This window comes from Advenella kashmirensis WT001, from assembly GCF_000219915.2.
In the GTDB taxonomy this organism is placed as follows: domain Bacteria; phylum Pseudomonadota; class Gammaproteobacteria; order Burkholderiales; family Burkholderiaceae_B; genus Advenella; species Advenella kashmirensis.
In genome coordinates, this window is record NC_017964.1 from 1,531,463 (window position 1) to 1,550,745 (window position 19,283).

Consider the following 19,283-nt stretch of genomic DNA (forward strand, 5'->3'; position numbering starts at 1 on the left):
AAAATACAGGGCGTTGATCGCCCTGTACTGTGTTTTTCTAAGAAATGCGCATGCTCAACTTTTCTTGACTCGCGGACACGCGCTGTCGGCCAGGGACACGAATGCTTCATCTCCAGGTATCGTGGACAGTACCTTATAGTAGTCATAAGGTGCCTTTGACTCCTGCGGTGTTTTAACTTGCACCAGTGCCAGATCCATAATGACACGTCCGTCTTCAGGTCGGACCCTGGCGTTTTTGATCAGCTTTGAGCCAATCGGCAAATCGCTCATTGCTTTGGTTGCCTTGTCGCCATCGAAAGAGCCGGCCGCCTTGACGGCATTCAGATAGTGACTCACGCTCACATAGGTTAATGCCTGTACAACCGAGGGGGCACGTTTAAAGCCGCTTTTCTGTTGCCAGCGGCGGGTCCAGGCGCGCGTATCTTCATCGGTGTCCCAGTAAAAGGCAGTAGGAAATACCAAGCCTTTGGCCACGTCCAGCCCCATTCCATCGACATCGTTGATGAAAGTGAGAAAGGTCGCCAGTTTTTGCTTGCCTGTCGTCAGGCCAAATTCCTGCGACTGCTTGGCCAGATTCACCAGATCGCCGCCTGCACTGGCAAGCCGATCATATCAGCACCAGATGCTTGTGCCTGCAGCAAAAAGGAAGAAAAATCCAGCGCACCTAGTGGATGTCGAACACTGCCCACAACCTTGCCGCCTTCCTGGTTGATAAACTCGCTGGCGTTTTTCTCCAGCGTTTTACCAAAAATATAGTCGGTGGTAACGAAATACCATGATTTTGCACCTGCCTGTACATTGCTGCGAACCACAGCTTTGGCCAGCGCATAGGTGTCGGGCGCCCATTGCGTGGTGGTTTCAGCGCATTGTGCGCCGGCGAAATCTGCAGCAAAGCCACCGCTGATCAAGGCTGCTTTATTCTTTTCCCGGGCAATGGCAGCCGCAGCCAATCCGGTAGAGCTGGCGCCGCCATCCACCACTGCAACCAGATTCTTGGTGTCAAACCAGCTACGTACAAGTTGTCCGGCAATATCGACCTTATTTTGGGTATCGCCGCCGATCACCTCGATCTTCTTGCCTAATACTTCACCGCCGAAATCTTCGACGGCCATCCTGGCGGCCACTTCCGAACCCAGGCCACCCAGATCGGCATAAATACCGGAACGGTCGTTGGAGACGCCAATCCGCACAACGGAATTGTCTGCTGCTGCGGCGCTCATGACGCAAGTACTGAGCAGGGCTGTAAATAGAATGTTAAATTTCACTGCGGTCTCCGGTGCCAAGGTTGTTAGTATGAATCGGCTATTATTTCCGGTCGCCTATGTGAGTGTCAATCGGGGTTTTTCTCGGCTATCGGGTATGCTCAAATCATGGGTCGGGCACCGGGTAACGTTGGCGCGGGTCGGGCATTTCAACTGATATGCCGGTTTATCCCGCGTTGTGTTCTGACTGGCGTTGTTCTATTTCAAGCTTAATAAGGCCTGCGAACTGTTTATCGTAATCGCTTATCCATTTGCCATGTGCCAGGCGCCTCGAACATAATCAATCGTTGGTTGCATGTTTTGGCATTCCATTTTTTAATTTCACTTTGTTGGTAATCCCTGAGGTCTCACATAATATCCTTTTCCTCAACATTGATCATATAACCAAACCCTCTTGCTGTGTGCAGCAGTGGTGGCTCGCCTTCGTGTTCGATTTTTGATCGCAGATAGCGGATATACACATCGACCACTTTGGTGCCCGGATCGAAATCCATACGCCAAACGTCACGCAGCAACTGGGCTCGGCTGACAACGATGCCGGCATGTTCCATCAGGTACGCGAGCAGGGCGAATTCTTTGGCTGTAAGCTCGATGCGCCGTTGTCCGCGTTGCGCCGTCTTGGTGCGGAAGTCGAGTTGCAGATTTCCTACTTGCAGCAGCATCGTTGAGCGTCGCTTTTGCTGACCGCGACGCAGCAGCGCCTGCATACGTGCAACCAATTCGTCAAAAGCAAACGGTTTCGTCAGATAATCATCGGCGCCCCGGTTTAAACCGGTGATGCGATCATGCAATTCAGCTTTGGCGGTCAGCATCAGGATCATGCTTTGGCAGCCATCTGCCCGTAATCGCGAGCAGACTTCGATCCCTTCCAGTTTCGGCAGCATGACGTCCAAAACAATCAAATCGAAATCTCCATCGCGTGCTGTCTCGTAACCATGCAGACCGTCGCGGGACACGTCGACATCATAACCTTCAGCCCGCAGACCTTTCTCCAGAAACGAAATAATACGTGGATCATCTTCAATCAATAGTACCTTGGCTATATTCATATTTTTATCCCCAGGGGCAAGCGAATGGTGAGTGTCGAGCCTTCGCCGACTGTGCTGCTGAAATTGATGCTGCCATTGTGCTTGTCAATAATCCAGCGTGCGATAGGCAATCCCAGCCCGCTTCCGACCTTCCAGCATGTCTGGGCCAGCGTGCCCCGATAAAATCGATGAAAAATGTAAGGTACGTCGTCGGAAGGGCAGCCCACTCCCTGATCCTTGATCGACAGTTCGGCCATCTGGCCATCGGTGCGAATAAAAACGCAAATTGTGGTGTCTGACCGGGAGTATTTGATCGCGTTGTCAAGCGCAATCATGATTGCCTGTTTTAGTCGTACGACATCACCAAAAATGCTGACGTTGTGCGAGGGGTTATCACAACATATGACAAGCTTGATGTTGCGGCTTTGCGCCAGTACACGGATGTCATCCAAAGCTGTCTGGGCAACCTCCTGCAGTTCAATCATTTTCTTATCGAACAATATGTCGTCGCCCTCGGAGCGGGCTACAAACAGCAAGTCTTCAATAAGCTGCGTCATCTCCTGGGCGCGTGCAACAATAGCTGTTAACGATTCGCGGTATAGGGGTTCCGGTTGCGTTTTGCCTCGTAGTGCAATTTCAGCTTCGCCGCGCACCGCGGTCAGGGACGTGCGCAGCTCGTGACTGATATCTCCCAGGAACCGCACGCGTTGCTGGTCAACCTGAGTCAGACGCAGGTTGGCTTGCGCCAGATCCTGCGTGCGCTGTGCAACTTCTTCTTCGAGTTTGTTTTTGGCGCTGGTCAGCATGGCATGTTGCATTTGTAACTGCGTGGCCATTGCATCAAAACTGTGCGATAGTTCGCCGAACTCATCCCGGGCCTGGCTACCGATGCGATACTGGAGCGAGCCTTGTTCAATGGCCCGGGTTCCCGCCGTCAGCGCACGAATCGGACGATTGATGGAGCGCGTCAGAAAATGGCTGGAGACAAACGTCAATGACAGCAGGATCGCCAGCAGCGTCAGCATGGTTACGGTCACATTGCGTTGCAATTGGCCGGCGGCCGCTTCCAGTCTGGCGACTTCGCGTCGTTTGGCCTGTGCGCTTTTGGCCACAAGTTGTTCAAATTCCCGGTCCAGGCGGTTTTCGATTTCTATGCGAAACAGGGTAATGGCGTCATCACGTTTGCCCGCTAAGTACAAGGCAAGAAGCCGTTCAACCGAGTGGTTGATGTCGTCTATCAATAAGCCCATACGGGTATAGCGCGACGGCGCGGCGCGGTCGTCAGCACGAGGGCCATTTTTAAGGTCTATCGATTGCAGGCGCCGGAAAGAATTGTGCACGTCGTTACGGGCGCTTTGAAAGTCGGAAAGCTCCGAAGGGCCCATCAATATGAGTTCGGCGATCTGCTCGGAGTAGCGATTGGCGTCAACAGCCAGGCGCGCCGTTGCGGACAGTTCCTTGCGGGCATCAGTGACTTGGTCCGCGTAACGCTTTGTCATATGCAAGGCGATAATGGAAGTGGCAGCCATGGCAATGACGGCAAAGGCCACAATGAACTGGAAAATCCAGATTCGGTCTTGATGGTCAAATGATTCTCGTCAAATAGTTGGCGCGCATTGCATCGTGCCCGGCAGATAATCGTGCCGGATTACCAATGCCATGGCAGACGCAATAGAGGCAAACTTATAAGCGTACAGTCATTTCTTGCAACACTCTGTTGTGTTGTTTTTATATATATGAAGACCTGTAACATCCATATGCCAAATGGCATCTGCAGCCGCCAGCCATCGCGGATCACTTGTTACCAATAAAATAGTTGCATTGTTGTTTTGCAGCACTGGCGCCAGCGTCTCGGTTCTAACGGTATCGAGCAAAACATCGGCATCGTCAATCAGCAGCAAACGTGGCTTGCCCATAATTGCCCGGGCAATGATCAGCCGTTGCCGCAAGGCTGCGGGAATATCCGTCGCATGTTCTGCAATGCGGGTGGCCAGGCCACGGGGCAGGGCTTCAATCGCTTCGGTGAGCCCGCATAAGCGCAGGGTCTGGTCGATTTCGGCATCGGTCGCTGCCCGGGCGCGGTATGTCAGATTGCGACGGATTGAGCCGCGTAGCAAGGGGACGCTGGGTGAAATGGTCCCTACTGCTTGTCGGATGGAGTTAAGATCATGTTCGCTCAAATTCTGACCATCCAGGCTGACCGTGCCCTGGGTGGGATCGAACATGCGCGTGGCCAGGCCTAGCAGTGTAGATTTGCCTGTGCCGCTGGCGCCGGTAATCGCGATAAGGGTGCCCGCCTGGGCCTGCACATTGACCTGTTGAAATACCCCGTCCACCGAGACATCTTTGAGTACAAGCTGGCCAGGCCCGGCAGACAGCGGTGGCAATTGCTGACCGGAGTCCAGACTGGGCAATTGCAGGAATCTGCCCAGCACGTCCCGTGCCGCCCGGAAATTTTGCAAAAAAACAAACACTCGGCTCAGATCTCGTATTGGTGAGTCCAGCAGATTAACAACGAGAATGGACGCCAGCAGTGAGCCCCAGTCAATGCGTTCGGATTGCAGCAGGCTGGTCACCAGTACGAGAGCGGTCAGTATGGGCGAGATCGCATCGGGCAGGGCGCGTAGCAGACTTGCCAGGCGAATCTGCGAGACGGCCGCCTCGGCCAGCCGTTTGCTCTGTTTTTTCAAGCGAGCACGTTCGCCGCGCGCTCGCCCGAATACGCGAACCGGAGACGATGCACCCAGCCGTTCCCCAAGGTTGGCGGCCAGGCGACCGCGTTCGCTGCGCAGTTTACGCACGCGTTTATAGAGTGGCGTACCAGCAATGGCGAGCAAGGCCAGAACGATGGCGATCACGATCGCGACACAAGCGGCAATGAGCGGGCTTAGCCAGGCCAGGACTGCGATTGCTGCCAGGATGGTAATCGCCGAGACAAGCAGACTGGCAAGTCCGCGGCCGACCCAGTCATTAAGCGCGTTCAGGTCCGCTACAAAGCGAACCATCATGACCCCTTGCGTTCGTTTCTGCAGAATACGGCTTGGCAGATTGTTGACGTGATCAAACAGTAGCAGCCGGGTTGCCATCAGATAGCTTTGCCCCAGTTTCTCTGCTGTCGCCCGCTCGACACGCGCAGCCACATTAGCATGAGACCGAAAGCGGCGACTGCCGCCGCATTTGCCATGATCACTGTGGCGCAACAGGGGAGAGGTGCAGACCATCAAAACCCTGGCGTGTGGCCAGGGCAATACCGCTCATGATTGCTGCCTGGGCCAGGCCATTGGCAAGAAGCCAGGCCATCAGCTTGCGTCGGGAGTCGGCTAAAATGGGCGGCAGTGGCCCATGTCCCTTCATAGGCTTGCAGCCAGCGCAAATTGTGTGCTTGTCAAGTCCTCAAGAATGGCTGGATCCATGAGCTGGTCAGGCTAAGCACCATCAATCCCACCGCTTCGGTGGCTTCCTGAATCGCCAGTGGTGCCATGGTGACCACGCCGCTGAGCGCAATCACTTTCAGTTGCTGCTGTATTAGCCAGTCTACGCCTGCCTTGGCGCCCACGGCATCACGTGCCGCATAGAACACGCCATCAACCAGATTGCGAAATTCATGCGACTGCAACAACATACTGGTTTCCTGCTGATATATGCCGTCGGCGACTTCGATGATTAAAATTTCAATACCGGTATTCATCGCATGGGCAGTCAGGGTAGAGATAGCGCGCAATAACCGATCACGCTCTACCTTGTAGGTCGACACCATGCCGGCTGATGTGAAGTCAAGGGCCGGCCGCGCACCTGCGTCCATCATGCGCCACATATCTCCGCCAGCGCCTGTACCGGTCACCTTGACAGATCCGACGCGGTAACCTGCCGCGATGAAGCCGCGAGCAAGGCTGACAGCAGTCGTGGTTTTGCCGGCGTTCATGGAAGAACCGATCACAGCATATACGTGTGCAGTTTTGGCAACATTCATGGGTGGCAGTGCTGCGTCAGCGACATTGATCACTTGTCCATGCCGGTTTGCCAGCAATCCGATTGGCGCGATACGTGTTGCGATGCCGGTTTTTACGCTGCGTGACAGCACGCTGGAGGCAATGCCGCCGGCAGCGACCAGATCACATGGATCAAGATCGTTGCGGATTTCCGCTTCAAACTGATCAGGTGCATAACGATGGCCATAGGCCACCACAATTTCATCGCCGACAAATAAGCTGGAACGCCGACCGTCGCGCAGCTCCAGCGCCTTGTGGTGGCCTATCTTGCTGACCTCTGCGAGAACGAGATCGCCAGACTGGGGTTCAGCCGTGGTGATTAAGCCAGCGGCTTCCGATAAGTTAATGTGTCGGGTTGTGTAGGCTGCTTTGCTCTGTGACAGCCGCTGATGCAGATTCAGATGATTCATGGAAATTCCTGGATGATTGCCTGGGAGATTCCAAGATAGCAATATGAGCAATGGCCAAGTTGAGAATTAGACAAGGGTTGGATTAAAAATAAGTAAGAATGCCCATATTGTCTTAATGAAATGCTACAACTTGATGGAACTTGCCGACTGACGCAAGTTGTTACGTCGGTCTTTATTACATGGGAATAGGATTTGAACCTGCCGCAAGCTTTGGATTTGAGGTATTTGCGTTATTTATGGTTAGACAATGATAAGGCCAGCACCTATATCAGCGATCGTTCCCTGAACGAAACGTTGCCCAATATTCGTCGCGCCGTTCTGGTTGTGCACGGCATTGAGCGGGACGGCTATCGGTATTGGAAGGCCCTGGCGCGGGCTGCGCGTCGGGCAGGTCCATCTGTACAGGAACAGACATTGCTGCTGGCGCCGCAATTTTTGGTGCGCAAGCAGGCCTTTCAGTGGGGACTTGAGGAAAGCACGCTTACCTGGCGCTCGCACGCCTGGAAACAGGGAAACACATCACGCAAGGGCGGGGTAAGCTCTTTTTCGGTCCTTGATGCTTTAATCCGGCAGCTGTTGTGCCGTGATCAGTTTCCTGCGCTGGCCCATATCGTCATTGTGGGGCATTCTGCAGGCGCGCAATTTGTGCAGCGGTACGCCGCTGTCGGTCGCGGCGCCAGTCTGGCAAAGGTGCGCGGCATTGGCCTGCGCCATATCGTGGTAGGACCATCCTCTTATCTGTATTTGAATCGCGCACGTCCGGGCTACGGGCCGGCAGGCGTCTTCGGCGAGCCTTGCGGGCAGACCGTTTTGCGTTGTCCCGATTATGACAATTATAAGTATGGATTGCAGCATGCCAATGCCTATGTCAGGGCGATGGCGCCGAGCGCATCCGGCACGACTATGCGAGCAAAGAGGTGGTATACCTGGTTGGAGAGCACGATGACCAGACGGATAACCACCTGGACTGCAGCCCGGCTGCCATGTTGCAGGGCGTAATCGGGTGGATCGCTGCCTGGCCTATCGTGATCATCTTGTCGATTTGTACGGAGAACTGCCTGTGTCGCATACGTTCGAAGTCGTACCGCGCTTAGGGCATGAAGGCCCCCGCATCTTGCGCTCGCAAGCCGGTTTGCGCTGGATTTTTGATACTGACAAGGTGGCAGCCTAGGCCAAGCGTGTGCGGCCGGTTAATCCGGCCTGAATGAAATGCCCGCAAGGTCAAGCGTATTGTCATTCAAAGGCAGTTCCGGCAGTTGGATCGCGCCGCCTTCAAGCGCAAGTGCGTGCCTTAACGGACTGGCCGTAAGGCTTAAATAGAAGGTTTGTTCGGCCGCAAATGCATTGAGCCCGGCTGGGCAACAGGCAGCCCATTGCAGATTGATCAGGGTGCCGAGCGCACTTTCTGCATAAATGCCGACTGTGATTTTGGCACCGTGCCGGGCAGCCCGCTGGCCGATGCGCTGCGCTTCGCCCATGCCGATTCGACCAGGCTTGGTGCTCAGCGCCTGTGCGCCTGCCTGCAAAAAACGATCCGCATCCTGTTCAGTGGTACAGCGCGATCAATCAAAATCGGCAGCGGCGATTGCCGTTGTAACGATTCAAACAGAGACAGTGATTCGAGCGGGCAGGGTCTTCGGCGTATTCAACGCCGCACGCGGCCAATTGTTCCAGATAGTATGGCGTTGCAGCGGGTGTGTAATGGCTGTTGGCGTCCACCACATACCGACAGTGGGCGGGCAGGCGTCGTGCAGGCGCGCAGCACTGCAATATCGGTTTCGATACCTTGGCCACCCTTGACTTTAAAGCTGTAAATGCCATGACGTGTGTATTGGTCCAGGGCTTGCGCTACCATTTGTGCGGGGGATTGCCGCGTCAGGGTCCAGGCAACGTCAACTGCGGGTAGTCCCTGTGCAAAGCGCCAGTAGGGCTGTTGATGGGCGGCGGCACGCAATAGCTGGGCGGCGGTTTCGATCATGCCCTTGCCCAGCCGGTTTTCAGGAATGGGCGCGAGCGCTGCGGCTACGGCCTGGGCATCACTCCAGTCTGTGTCGGTCAACTGCGGCATCAGTATGTCGCAAAAGGCTGCTTGCAGCATGGCGGGTGATACGCCGGACCAGGTGGCCTTGAGCGTGCCTTCGGCATAGCCGGTCTGGCCTTGTTCGTTACGCAGTGTCAGCAAGGCATATACGCCTTCGTCTTCAACCGCATTGGCCCAATGGATGGTGTGGGCGTACGGAATCCGGTAAAAGCGCAGCGACCAATCGGCTAATTTCATCAGTTGGTCCGGATTTGGGCGGATTCGACGAGTTTTCCCCAGATCTGCATTTCCTGTTCTACGTGGCTCTTGAATGCATCTCCGGTGGTGCCAAGCATTTCGACGCCTTCGGAAGTGAACGTGTCGGCAAATGCCTTGTTGCGAATGATTTTATTGAACGCGGTGTTCAGTTTCTGCACAATCGCTTTGGGCGTACCTGCGGGCGCCAGATATCCCCACCAGCCTTGCGCATCATAGCCGGGCACCGTTTCCTGGACCGTTGGCACGTCGGGCAGCGATGACATGCGGTTTTTGCCGGTGGTCGCCAGCGCCTTGACGCGTCCGGGTTTCAAATAAGCCATCGAGCCGGGATAAGTGCCAAAGGTTACGTGAACCTGTCCGCTGGCAACATCGTTCAAGCCCTGCGCCAGACCCTTGTATGGGATATGCATGATGTCGGTCCCGGTCAGTTCTTTGAACATTTCACCCATCAGGTGCGCGGAACTGCCGTTGCCGGTAGAGGCATAGACATACTTGCCGGGCTCTTTTTTGGCAAGCGCAATCAATTGGGCCACGTTATTTGCCGGCAGTTTTGGCGTGGCGATCATCACATAGGAAGACGTGGCGGCCAGCGTGATGAACTCGAAACTCTTGAGTGGATCATACGGGAGTTTCCTGACCAATGAAGGAAGGATCGAATGCGCGGCAGCGGCCTGCAGCAAAGTGTAGCCATCCGGATCGGCCCGCGCGACGAACTCGGTGCCAATCGCGGTGCCGGCGCCTGGCTTGTTTTCCACGATGACGGTCTGCTTGAGCTCTTCACCCAGGTATTGCGCCATGCGCCGGGCCAGAATGTCATTGATGGCGCCAGGCGTATACGGCACGATGATGCGAATGGTGCGATTCGGGTAATTATCGGCGGTCTGCGCCTGGGCGGAAAAAGCCGTACCAATGGTCAGGGCGAGCAAGGTGAATGAACGAATTTTTTTCATATTTTGTCTCCTCTTTAGAGGTTTTTGCGATTTCTGTGAACCGCCTGGTTTGGTTTCAATAAGCAACTATATATTTTTATCAATCTATACAATAGTTGATTTTTGAAACTATAATTCAGTTGTTATTAACTTTCAACTACTAATTAATAGTTTCAATAAGAAACTATAGTTAGATGATTAAAGAAACTAATAAGGTCAGGAAAAATTGACCTTGATTACACTTGGGAATTTATGAATATGTTGAACGCCAACAGATACCAGCCCATCTCTAAGACCGTGACGCGTTATGAAGAAATCGCCGGTCAGCGACAGGCGATCCGCATCTCCTATTGGGTACAGGGAGAAGGACCGCTAATAGTTATGTTGCCGTCTCTGGGACGCGATGTAGAGGATTTCGAACCGGTTTCAACCCTCCTGTCTGATGCGGGTTATCGTGTGGCTTGCCCCAGCCCGCGGGGCATTGGCGCCAGTACCGGACGTATGACTAATCTGACACTGCATGATTTCGGCCGTGATATCGTATCTGTCATCGAGGCCGAAGGCGGTAAGCCGGCTTTTGTGGCGGGGCATGCTTTTGGCAATTGGACGGCGCGCGTCGTAGCGGTTGATCGTCCTGATCTTGTTCAGGCAGTGATTATTCTGGCTGCCGGACCGCGTGTAGTCGCGCCAGGGCCGGGCGCCGGTCTGCCGCATTGTATGGATAAAAGCCTGGATGCCGCTGTGCGACTGGACTGGATCAAAAAGGTTTTTTTTGCCCAAGCAAGCGATGCATCCGTTTGGCTCGATGGCTGGCATCCTGAAGTAGCCGATGTGCAGCGTGCCGCCAAGGCGGCCACACCTATCGACAGTTGGTGGGGAGCAGGTAATGCCAGGATTCTGGATGTTCGCGCGCTGGAAGATGCCTTTGCGCCGCAAGAAGCCGGTTGGCAATTAAGTAAGGATCTGGGAGCGCAACGGGTAACGACAGTAGCAATCGCCAATGCAGGCCACGCTTTGCTGCCGGAGCAGCCGGCGGCAGTTGCCGAGGCAATTAAAACCTATCTCAGGGATTTCCAGGATTAAAAATCCGCTTGCGATAGCGCGCCTGCACCTGGCCGCGGTCTTGGACGTCCTGATTGCTCAATCACCCGGCTAGTGAAAAATATCAGCCAAATGGCATCTGCCAGGCAAAGGCCAGGGGGACTTCTTCCTGGCTGGGCGCAGCAGAAACACCGCCGGTGACTTTGACTGGTTCCATGGTTTTATTCGCTTCTGAGTAGTGGTGCACTGAAGCGACATGCATGGCATGGGATTCTGCAACAAAACTAAAACAGGTATTGGCATATACCGGGGTAATGGCTGCTTTTTGATTGAGCAGGCTATGACAAATCGCATAGGCGCAGGTGCGGCCATGTTGGGCAGCCATATGGCCAGACTTGGGCATAAGTGGGGCGATTTGTATGGAGTCACCCAGGACATGTATGTTTTTTGTTGCCACAGATTCGAAATTGAGAAAGTCTACCTCACACCACTTTTCATTTGCGGTTGCCAGGCCGGCATTGATGGCAATCCGACCTGCACGCATGGGCGGAATAATGCTAAGGACGTCTGCGACTGCGTCTTCAAACTCAAAATGCATTTTTTCTGTTCTATATCAACCGCCACCAGAGTATTTTGCGGGTGATAGAACAAAATTTCCTGGTAGTGGTGCTGCCAGAAGCGCTGGTATAGTTCCTTTTCAGTTGTGATTTCCTGGTTGGCGTCATAAACGTGCACAGTTGCGCCAGGTTTATGTTTTTGCAAATACCAGGCAATTAAACTGGCTCGTTCGTAGGGAGCGGACGGGCAGCGATAGGGCGCCAGCGGAATGCAAATGGCAACGACACCGCCTGGACGCAGGGCCTGTATCTGTTTACCCAAGCGGCCACTATCGACCCCATTTTGCCAGGCGTCGATCACGACATCGTGCGCGTCTGGATGATCCATGCCTTCTATCAGGTCCCATTGCAGGTCTACTCCCGGCGACACAATAAGCCGGTCATAGCTTACTTCTGATGCGTCGGCAAGCGTAATGCGCGAAGAGGCTGCCTGAATTTTTTCCACCCGCTGATGAAGTATCCGTACGCCCCAGTGACTGGCGAGTTGATCATATTGTTGAGTGCAGTAAGATAATGGTTTTAAGCCGACCAGGACAAGATTGGACATCGGGCATGATACGAATTCTTTATGCTGCTCTATGAGCGTCACGTCAATGCTGCCCTGGCTGTAAACCCGCAGATACTTGGCTGCCATGGCGCCACCAAAACCACCGCCAACGACAACGACATGAGGCTTGCGTTTGGCGCCGATAGCGGGCGCACCGAGCACGGCAGCAGAGGTAAAAATGGCTTGTTTGAGAAAATGCCGGCGCTTCATAATGGTTCCAGCGAAGAAAAATAATTGGCGATCATCTCCATTTGCTCGCGGGTATAGCCTTTTGCTATCTGCGGCATTAAGAGCCCGGCACGCTTGTCATTTGCATAGTCAAGCATGTCTGACAGGATGGATTTTGACGGGACACCGACCAGGCTCGGTATGGCAGATGTCGTTGTTGTATTCAACGTGTGGCAACTAATACAGGCGCCGGCCAGGAACTGAGCGGGCTCTATTTTGGCGGACTGCCCCCAGCTGGTATTAATTTGAAAGAAAAATATCAGGCTGACCCCGAGTTTTTGCCACTGACTCATCGCCTTTCCTTGACTGGCTGGTCTCATATAGGGAATTCCAGTCGTGCTTCCAGTCCGTGTCCGGCACGCGCAAGCAGTTCGAACGTGCCATGATGTCGTCGCGCAATTGCATCCACAATCGATAGCCCAAGTCCGCTGCCCGGCACGCTGCGATCCCGACGCCAAAACCGGTTTACCGCGTGCGCCCGATCATGGGCATTAAGCCCGGGGCCTTCATCCAGTACGCTGATACGGATCCGCCCGATATTCGGCTGTGTTATTTGAACAATAATCGGTATATCGTCAGGCGTATAGCGCAAGGCATTGTCAATCAGATTTTGCGTAGCCGACAGCAGCAACGGTCTGGCAACATTCAACGAAGCGACGGAGTTTTCTGCTTTTATGAGGACTCTGTTTTTGATGTCAGGATATGACGCTTGCAATTGTTCTGCGGCGGTATAAACCACTTCAAGCGGGTCACAGCTTTCGGCTGGAACTGCATCGTCGTCCAGTCTGGCCAGGCTGAGCAAACGATCCAGAATGCCCTGCAATTGCAGGACACCATGGTCGGCTTTGCTTAATGCTGTTTTCAATGTTTTATTATCATCGGGCAGCTCGGCCGCCAGACCCGCAACCTGGATGTGTGTTTTTATGCCCGTAAGCGGCGTTCGCAACTCATGTGCCGCATTGTCGGTAAAGCGCCGCTCGCGCAGGATGGCGCCCTGTAGTCGCTCGAGTAGCTGTTCTATGGTGTTTAACAGCGGTTGCAACTCAAGCGGCGCCTTGATCGGGGCCAGCGGGCTATCGTCACCAGGTTTGCGCTTTGCCAGAACATCCCGGACGCGCTCCAGTGGCGCGATCCCGTGAGTGATGCAAAACCACAGCATGATCAGACTGCCGAACAGAGCCACCAGAAAGGGGACACCGGCAGATAAAGCCAGCTCTTTGACCAGTGCCTCACGGGTATCCATGCTGTCTGCAGTAGCAATCTGGATATTGCCTTGCCTGAGCATATAAGTGCGCCATCGTTTCTTGCCATACATATGCGTGCCAAAGCCGGCATTGGCTTGAGTCAGGTCGGGGCCGCCCGCCGTGCGCACGAGCGCCCGGGCTGTTATCTGGCTGCGCAACAGGCTGACTTCGCAGGCTACGCCATCGCGGGCAATAAGATCAAAGGGTTTTGCGCTTTTTTGCGCAGTCAGATAGGCGGGTTCAGGAAGCTGCGCAACCATGCCGGCCACCATTCGTGCCGAAGCGGCCAGGCGATTGTCCAGCGCGTCAATGAGGGACTGGCGCGCATCCAGAAACATCCACGCTGCGACCGCAGTCCACAGAGCCGATAAGCCAAGCCCGATAATTAGAAGCAGCCGTACACGCAGACTCATTGTTCGTCCTTTTTCTCCGGCAATCCAAGCCGGTAGCCCAGGCCCCTGACTGTCTCGACGATATTGTTGCCGAGCTTGCGACGCAGGTGATACACATGAACATTAATGGCATTGCTCTCCAGGCTTTGTTCATAACCGTAGACGCTATCGCATAATTGTTCCGTGCTCAGGATCGCTTTCGGATTTTGTAATAGGGCGCGCAGCAATGCCAGTTCGCGCCTGGCCAATGAAACCGGGCGGCCATGCAGCCGGACCTCGCCCGTTGACGCACAGAAGACCAGGCCGCCGTGTTCGACAAAGTCTTTGCTGCGTCCGGCGCGGCGTCGCGTTAGCACGTGCAGTCGGGCCTGCAACTCCAGTAAATCGAAGGGTTTGACCAGATAATCGTCGGCACCGCCGAGCAATCCTGTTATCCGATGGCAAAGGGCGTCGCGCGCTGTCAGCACCAGGATAGGCAGTTGCTGGCCCTGATCACGCCAGCGATGCAGCAGGCAAATGCCGTCTTCGTCCGGCAGACCAAGATCAAGAATGCACACATCGAAATGCGAGGACTTCAATGCGGTATCGGCCAGACTCGCGCAATTGACATGGTCAACGGTCAGCCCATGTAGTTTTAAACCGGTGACAATGCCGCTAGCCACCAGTGCATCATCTTCGACAAGTAGTACGTGCATAATGGCCACCTATTTCCTGGTTGGCGTTAATCATCAAACCCAGATTTTTGGAATATCCCGGCAATAACAAGCGGCTCATCTTAACAGGTTTTCCGGCATCCGCAATTTTCTCGTTTTCTTAATACTGCCTTAATTCTGGCGCGGTAACGTAAGCAATATTTCGCGGCAACAGCCCGCCTGTCCGATGATCACTGGAAAACGGATTTCGTTAAACAGTGCCTGCGGCAGGACTATAAAAACGATTTGATCATGTGGAGCCAAAAGGATGAGAGACAAGTCCAGTCCATCGCAAAAGTTTGCGCGTTTGCGCAATGCACCAGAGAATTTTATTTCAGATGAATTTGTATCTGAGGTTCGCCAACACGGTTGGGACGACACGCGTAGAAGTTTTATTCGTAAAAGTTTGATGGCTGCGGGCGCCGCTCTCGCCGGCGGCGGCGTAGCGCGTGCTGCAACGCAAAACCCGCCGGACCAGATGATTACGGAACCGCGCCCATGGAGTACGTCGCTGGGTAATCCGGTCGCTTTTCATCCCTATGGGCAGCCTTCAAAATATGAAGTGAATCTGCAAAGGCGGCAATCGCCCGGGTTAACGGCAGTGCCGCAGGCATCTGTTGCATTTTCGCCGCTGCAGGGCATGTTCGGAATAATCACCGCGAACGGGCTTCATTTCGAACGTCATCATCAGGGGTGGGTGGATGTAGATCCGACAGAGCATCGCTTCATGATCAACGGCATGGTCAAGAACCCCAAAGTGTATACGATGGATGACCTGATGCGATTGCCCTCGGTTTCCCGGATGCACTTTATCGAGTGTGGCGCGAACACCGCCATGGAGTGGGGCAATGTTGCCGTGCCCACGGTCCAGTACACCCACGGCATGTTGTCCTGTTGCGAGTTTACCGGTGTTCCCTTGAAGTACCTGTTGCAAGATTGCGGCGCAGATTTCAAGAACGCGCAGTTCATCCTGGCTGAAGGCAATGACGGTTCAAGCGAGACCCGCACCATCTCCATGGCACGGGCCATGGACGATGTGATTGTTGCCTGGGGCATGAATGGCGAAATGCTGCGTCCCGAGAACGGCTATCCGTTGCGCCTGGTGGTGCCCGGCGTACAAGGGGTGTCTTGGGTAAAGTGGCTGCGCAGGATCGAGGTGGGCGACAAGCCATGGAATGCCAAAGACGAGACCCTGGGATATGTCGACCACATGCCCGACGGCACGCTGCGTCAATATACCTCCATTCAGGAATGCAAATCCGTGATTACCAGCCCGTCTGGTGGCCAGGCATTGCTTTCCAAGGGGTTTTATAACATTACCGGTCTTGCCTGGTCTGGCCGCGGAAAAATAAAACAAGTGGATATCTCGGTCGACGGGGGCCGGAACTGGAAAACGGCCACGCTCAATACCCCGATTCTGGACAAGTGCCTGACGCGGTTCAATTTTGCATGGAACTGGGATGGATCGCCCGCCATCTTGCAAAGCAGGGCGGTGGACGAAACCGGCTATGTTCAACCGACTAAATCCCAGCTGGTGGCCGTGCGCGGCACTCGCTCCATTTATCACAACAATGCGATCCAGTCATGGAAAGTGGCCGAATCAGGGGAGGTGTTCAATGTTCACGTTGAGTAATGTCCGGGCATTATCAGTAGTGCTCTCGGTTTTTCTCGCACAATTGTCAATTGCCCAGCCGATTGATATCTCTGCATTGACGTCCACACAGGAAGAGCAGGCGCAGATTGATGCCACCATTAAGAAAATGGCGGAACAAAATCTTACTTTTCATAATGTTGGCCGTGATGCCCTGAAGGTGGAAGTGCAGGCCTGGGACATTGATGTGCGTCCCGACTTCCAGGGTTTGAAACCTGGTAAAGGCAGTGTGGCGGATGGGGAAGAGGTCTGGGCTTCAAAGTGCGCTTCCTGTCATGGCGACTTTGGCGAGAGCAATAAATTTTTTGCACCGCTGCTGGGCGGCACGACCGAAGAGGATGTGAAAGCCGGCAGGGTCAGTAACCTGCGCGCCGAAGCCAATGTGCCGTCGACCATGATGATGAAGCTCAGTACGGTATCAACATTGTGGGATTTCATATACCGGGCCATGCCCTGGAATGCGCCAAAATCGCTTACGCCAGATGAAACGTATGCGGTGGTTGCCTATTTGCTGAGCGAAGCCAGCATCGTTGATGCAGACTTCGAGCTGAGCGATAGCAATATTGCAGATGTGCAAAAGCGTATGCCCAACCGCGATGGCATGGTGGTCTATCCGGGGCTCTGGCACACAAAGGGCAAGCCGGATACACAAAATACTGCATGTATGCAAGATTGTGCCGGGCAAGCCAAGGTTGTATCGGCGTTGCCAGAGCATGCGCGCAATATGAACGGCAATTATGCGGCGCAGATGCGTATTGTAGGTGCGGCAATCGGTGTCAATTCCGATGCGCCGAAACTTACCGGTAAGCCAGCAGACAATGCTGCGGCGGTACGGGCTTATGCCAAGCAGACGATCACGGGCGGCGCAAAGAATGCTGATGCCAAGCAGGATGCGGGCGCCGGCAAGGGCGAAGCAAAGGCGTCTGGCCAGGCCATGGACGCGGCAACCGAGGAAAAAGTCAAGACCATTCTGACAACCAATGCATGCACCAGCTGTCACGCCGCGAACACCAGACTGATCGGGCCGTCGTTTAAAGAGATCAGTGAAAAGTACTCGGAAAACGACGCTGCCAAGCTTGGCGAAAAAATAAGAAAAGGCGGGTCCGGCGTCTGGGGCGCGATACCGATGCCGCCACAGCCAGGCATTGCCGATGGCGATATTTCACTGGTGATCAAATGGATACTTTCTGCCGAACATAATTGAGTACCTTGATTGATTTTTATTGGAGACAACGATGGATATAAGAAGACGTAATTTTCTACAGGCGAGCGCCGTATTGAGCTTTGCGGTGATGAGCGGCGTTCTGACGCTCGAGGAAGCACGCGCTGCAGAAACGCAATGGAATAAGGAACTGTTTGAGGCGACCGACAATGAGGGAGTATTCAAGGCTTTGGGGGCCAGTAATCCCGAAAAAAGCGACAAGGTAAAGCTGGTTGCGCCGGATATTGCGGAAAATGGCGCCGTCGTGCCCATTGCCTTGAGCGCTGATATGGACAACGTCACGATGATGGCGTTTCTGATCCCCGAAAATCCCAACACCATGACTGGTATGTTCAATATTCCTGAAGGCACCGAGGCCAACATCGCTACCAGGGTGAAAATGGCTAAAACGTCGGATATTTTCGGTCTGGTCAAGGCGGGCGACAAATACTATTTGGCTCAGAAAGAAGTCAAGGTGACGCTGGGTGGTTGTGGCGGCTGATTACTGTTGGTTTTCAATTTTTTCGAACATTAAATGGGAGTAGTAAATGGCAACGAGACCAATGCGTATTCGCGCGAAAGAAACGGACGGGGTAGTAAACGTAAAGGTACTGATGGCCCACGTGATGGAAACCGGACAGCGCAAGGACCAGGAAGGGAAAGTAGTGCCGGCCTGGCATATTACCAATGTGATGGCCAAATGCAATGACAAGGACGTATTTTCCGCCCAATGGGGTCCGGCGATCTCCCGGGACCCGTACCTCGCTTTCAGTTTCAAGGGCGCCAAGAAAGGGGACAAAGTAGAGATAACGTGGATCGACACCAAGAAAGAAACCAGAACGGATACGGCCGAGATCAAATAAAAAACATTCTGGTGGGCGCTTGGGAAAGTATCCGTCACTAAGGAGAAGACAATGTTAAGACAATTAAAAAAAAAATTACCGGGCGCGATAGCATTATTGCTGATCGCAGCGGTCGCAGGATCCGGGTCTGCAAGCGCCCAGTCTGCAGATAGTACTCAGGAGGGCATTGACGATTATCGGCAGATGTTATCGGATGGCGGCAATCCCGGCGATTTGCTTGTGGATACCGGCAAGGAGCTGTGGCAGGAAAAAAAAGGACCGAAGAATGTGTCGCTCCAGACCTGTGATTTAGGGCTGGGCCCGGGCGTGGTCAAGGGGGCTTATGCCCAGTTACCGCGTTTTTTCCAAGATGCGGACAAGGTCATGGATGCCGAGACGCGCATTATGTATTGCATGGAGACCTTGCAGGGCATCAATCCAAAGGATATTACGCCAACGGTTTTTTCCAAATCCGGTGACATCTCTACCGACTGGGAGGCAATTGTTGCTTATGTTGCCAGCGAGTCTTCCGGGATTGCCATGGCTGCGCCGCAGAGCCACGCGGCCGAAAAGGCGGCCTACGAGCGCGGCCAGAAGATATTTTTTCATCGCAGCGGCCCCTATGATTTTTCCTGCGCCACCTGCCATGGTGCCGCCGACAAGCGCATCCGCCTGCAGAATTTGCCCGATCTGTTAAATGCAAAAGATGCGCAACAGGCGTATACCACCTGGCCGGGCTATCGCGTGTCTCAGGGTGTTGTCAGAACCATGCAATGCGTTTGCAGGATTGCTTCAGGCAGCAAAGATTACCAAAGCTCAAATTTGCCTCTCAGGCATCCATTGATCTATTGACCTTCCTGGCCGTCAGGGCCAAAGAGGGAAAAATGGCAGCTCCTGGAATCAAACGTTAG

The 19,283-nt window shown here is 54.0% G+C and carries 21 protein-coding genes and 2 pseudogenes; 8 read left to right on the forward strand and 15 right to left on the reverse strand.

All coding sequences use genetic code 11. From position 1 onward, the window contains the following. Positions 1 to 54: 54 nt before the first annotated feature. Both TKWG_RS25905 and TKWG_RS25910 read right to left on the reverse strand, forming a co-directional pair. On the reverse strand, positions 55 to 579 hold the full coding sequence (locus TKWG_RS25905) for an ABC transporter substrate-binding protein (RefSeq protein WP_014750211.1): 525 nt from the start codon (positions 577 to 579) through the stop codon (positions 55 to 57). Continuing rightward, entirely contained in the window at positions 576 to 1,265 is a 690-nt protein-coding gene (locus tag TKWG_RS25910; protein ID WP_014750212.1) for an ABC transporter substrate-binding protein, read from the reverse strand. Before TKWG_RS25910 ends, TKWG_RS25905 begins: the two co-directional genes overlap by 4 nt. 28 nt (positions 1,266 to 1,293) lie before the next feature. On the opposite strand from TKWG_RS25910, the gene TKWG_RS25915 reads away from it, so the two are divergent. Continuing rightward, a complete protein-coding gene (locus tag TKWG_RS25915; protein WP_264300284.1) occupies positions 1,294 to 1,419 on the forward strand; it encodes a hypothetical protein in 126 nt (41 codons plus the stop codon). A gap of 190 nt (positions 1,420 to 1,609) precedes the next feature. Here TKWG_RS25915 and TKWG_RS07190 read toward each other — a convergent pair whose 3' ends face one another. From TKWG_RS07190 to TKWG_RS07205, 5 genes are all read right to left on the reverse strand, one after another. Next, positions 1,610 to 2,311: a response regulator transcription factor gene (locus tag TKWG_RS07190; RefSeq protein WP_014750213.1), complete on the reverse strand. Its 702-nt coding sequence runs from the start codon at positions 2,309 to 2,311 to the stop codon at positions 1,610 to 1,612. Beyond that, on the reverse strand, positions 2,308 to 3,840 hold the full coding sequence (locus TKWG_RS07195; RefSeq protein WP_014750214.1) for a sensor histidine kinase: 1,533 nt from the start codon (positions 3,838 to 3,840) through the stop codon (positions 2,308 to 2,310). The genes TKWG_RS07190 and TKWG_RS07195 overlap by 4 nt, the downstream gene beginning before the upstream one ends. Before the next feature lie 147 nt (positions 3,841 to 3,987). Continuing rightward, a complete protein-coding gene (locus tag TKWG_RS07200) occupies positions 3,988 to 5,511 on the reverse strand; it encodes an ATP-binding cassette domain-containing protein (RefSeq protein WP_081489245.1) in 1,524 nt (507 codons plus the stop codon). Continuing rightward, the gene (locus TKWG_RS23585; RefSeq protein ID WP_171815136.1) at positions 5,477 to 5,644 is read right to left on the reverse strand and encodes a hypothetical protein; all 168 of its coding nucleotides are present in this window, start codon (positions 5,642 to 5,644) and stop codon (positions 5,477 to 5,479) included. Before TKWG_RS23585 ends, TKWG_RS07200 begins: the two co-directional genes overlap by 35 nt. Positions 5,645 to 5,675: 31 nt before the next feature. Further along, positions 5,676 to 6,689 (reverse strand): P-loop NTPase family protein, encoded by a 1,014-nt coding sequence (locus TKWG_RS07205; protein ID WP_014750216.1) that lies wholly within the window; start codon positions 6,687 to 6,689, stop codon positions 5,676 to 5,678. A gap of 225 nt (positions 6,690 to 6,914) precedes the next feature. Here TKWG_RS07205 and TKWG_RS07210 point away from each other — a divergent pair, with 225 nt between their 5' ends. Then, a complete protein-coding gene (locus TKWG_RS07210; RefSeq protein WP_148274497.1) occupies positions 6,915 to 7,688 on the forward strand; it encodes a hypothetical protein in 774 nt (257 codons plus the stop codon). Positions 7,689 to 7,879: 191 nt separating this feature from the next. Here the strand turns inward: TKWG_RS07210 and TKWG_RS07215 are convergent. The 3 genes and pseudogenes from TKWG_RS07215 to TKWG_RS07225 all read right to left on the reverse strand — a co-directional run. After that, positions 7,880 to 8,236: pseudogene (locus TKWG_RS07215) on the reverse strand (enolase C-terminal domain-like protein); the annotation flags it as partial. A 98-nt stretch (positions 8,237 to 8,334) separates the two neighbouring features. Beyond that, positions 8,335 to 8,967 carry an enolase-like domain-containing protein gene (locus TKWG_RS07220; RefSeq protein WP_014750219.1) on the reverse strand — a complete coding sequence of 211 codons (633 nt, stop codon included), beginning with the start codon at positions 8,965 to 8,967 and terminating at the stop codon, positions 8,335 to 8,337. After that, positions 8,967 to 9,938: a tripartite tricarboxylate transporter substrate binding protein gene (locus TKWG_RS07225; protein WP_014750220.1), complete on the reverse strand. Its 972-nt coding sequence runs from the start codon at positions 9,936 to 9,938 to the stop codon at positions 8,967 to 8,969. Before TKWG_RS07225 ends, TKWG_RS07220 begins: the two co-directional genes overlap by 1 nt. 237 nt (positions 9,939 to 10,175) lie before the next feature. Between TKWG_RS07225 and TKWG_RS07230 the strand changes: the two genes are divergently transcribed. After that, on the forward strand, positions 10,176 to 11,000 hold the full coding sequence (locus tag TKWG_RS07230) for an alpha/beta fold hydrolase (RefSeq protein WP_171815137.1): 825 nt from the start codon (positions 10,176 to 10,178) through the stop codon (positions 10,998 to 11,000). Positions 11,001 to 11,082: 82 nt separating this feature from the next. On the opposite strand, the gene TKWG_RS24735 is transcribed toward TKWG_RS07230, so the two are convergent. The 5 genes from TKWG_RS24735 to TKWG_RS07250 form a co-directional block, all read right to left on the reverse strand. Further along, positions 11,083 to 11,343, reverse strand: a complete 261-nt coding sequence (locus tag TKWG_RS24735) for an FCSD flavin-binding domain-containing protein (protein ID WP_238534332.1) — start codon at positions 11,341 to 11,343, stop codon at positions 11,083 to 11,085. A gap of 92 nt (positions 11,344 to 11,435) precedes the next feature. Next, positions 11,436 to 12,332, reverse strand: coding sequence for an NAD(P)/FAD-dependent oxidoreductase (locus TKWG_RS07235; RefSeq protein WP_238534333.1), 897 nt, complete (start codon positions 12,330 to 12,332; stop codon positions 11,436 to 11,438). Continuing rightward, complete coding sequence (locus TKWG_RS07240) at positions 12,329 to 12,643, reverse strand: c-type cytochrome (protein WP_238534334.1); 315 nt, start codon at positions 12,641 to 12,643, stop codon at positions 12,329 to 12,331. Before TKWG_RS07240 ends, TKWG_RS07235 begins: the two co-directional genes overlap by 4 nt. A gap of 23 nt (positions 12,644 to 12,666) precedes the next feature. Then, positions 12,667 to 14,007, reverse strand: a complete 1,341-nt coding sequence (locus tag TKWG_RS07245) for an ATP-binding protein (protein WP_014750223.1) — start codon at positions 14,005 to 14,007, stop codon at positions 12,667 to 12,669. After that, complete coding sequence (locus TKWG_RS07250) at positions 14,004 to 14,681, reverse strand: response regulator (protein WP_014750224.1); 678 nt, start codon at positions 14,679 to 14,681, stop codon at positions 14,004 to 14,006. The genes TKWG_RS07245 and TKWG_RS07250 overlap by 4 nt, the downstream gene beginning before the upstream one ends. Before the next feature lie 265 nt (positions 14,682 to 14,946). On the opposite strand from TKWG_RS07250, the gene soxC reads away from it, so the two are divergent. The 5 genes and pseudogenes from soxC (at position 14,947) to soxA (ending at position 19,283) form a co-directional block, all read left to right on the forward strand. Continuing rightward, entirely contained in the window at positions 14,947 to 16,311 is a 1,365-nt protein-coding gene (gene soxC / locus TKWG_RS07255; protein ID WP_014750225.1) for a sulfite dehydrogenase, read from the forward strand. Further along, positions 16,295 to 17,533: a c-type cytochrome gene (locus TKWG_RS07260; RefSeq protein ID WP_081489246.1), complete on the forward strand. Its 1,239-nt coding sequence runs from the start codon at positions 16,295 to 16,297 to the stop codon at positions 17,531 to 17,533. Before soxC ends, TKWG_RS07260 begins: the two co-directional genes overlap by 17 nt. A gap of 31 nt (positions 17,534 to 17,564) precedes the next feature. Continuing rightward, complete coding sequence (soxY, locus tag TKWG_RS07265; protein ID WP_041709140.1) at positions 17,565 to 18,032, forward strand: thiosulfate oxidation carrier protein SoxY; 468 nt, start codon at positions 17,565 to 17,567, stop codon at positions 18,030 to 18,032. Positions 18,033 to 18,078: 46 nt separating this feature from the next. Next, positions 18,079 to 18,393, forward strand: a complete 315-nt coding sequence (gene soxZ / locus TKWG_RS07270) for a thiosulfate oxidation carrier complex protein SoxZ (RefSeq protein WP_041709141.1) — start codon at positions 18,079 to 18,081, stop codon at positions 18,391 to 18,393. Between the two features lie 51 nt (positions 18,394 to 18,444). Next, positions 18,445 to 19,283: pseudogene (gene soxA, locus TKWG_RS07275) on the forward strand (sulfur oxidation c-type cytochrome SoxA).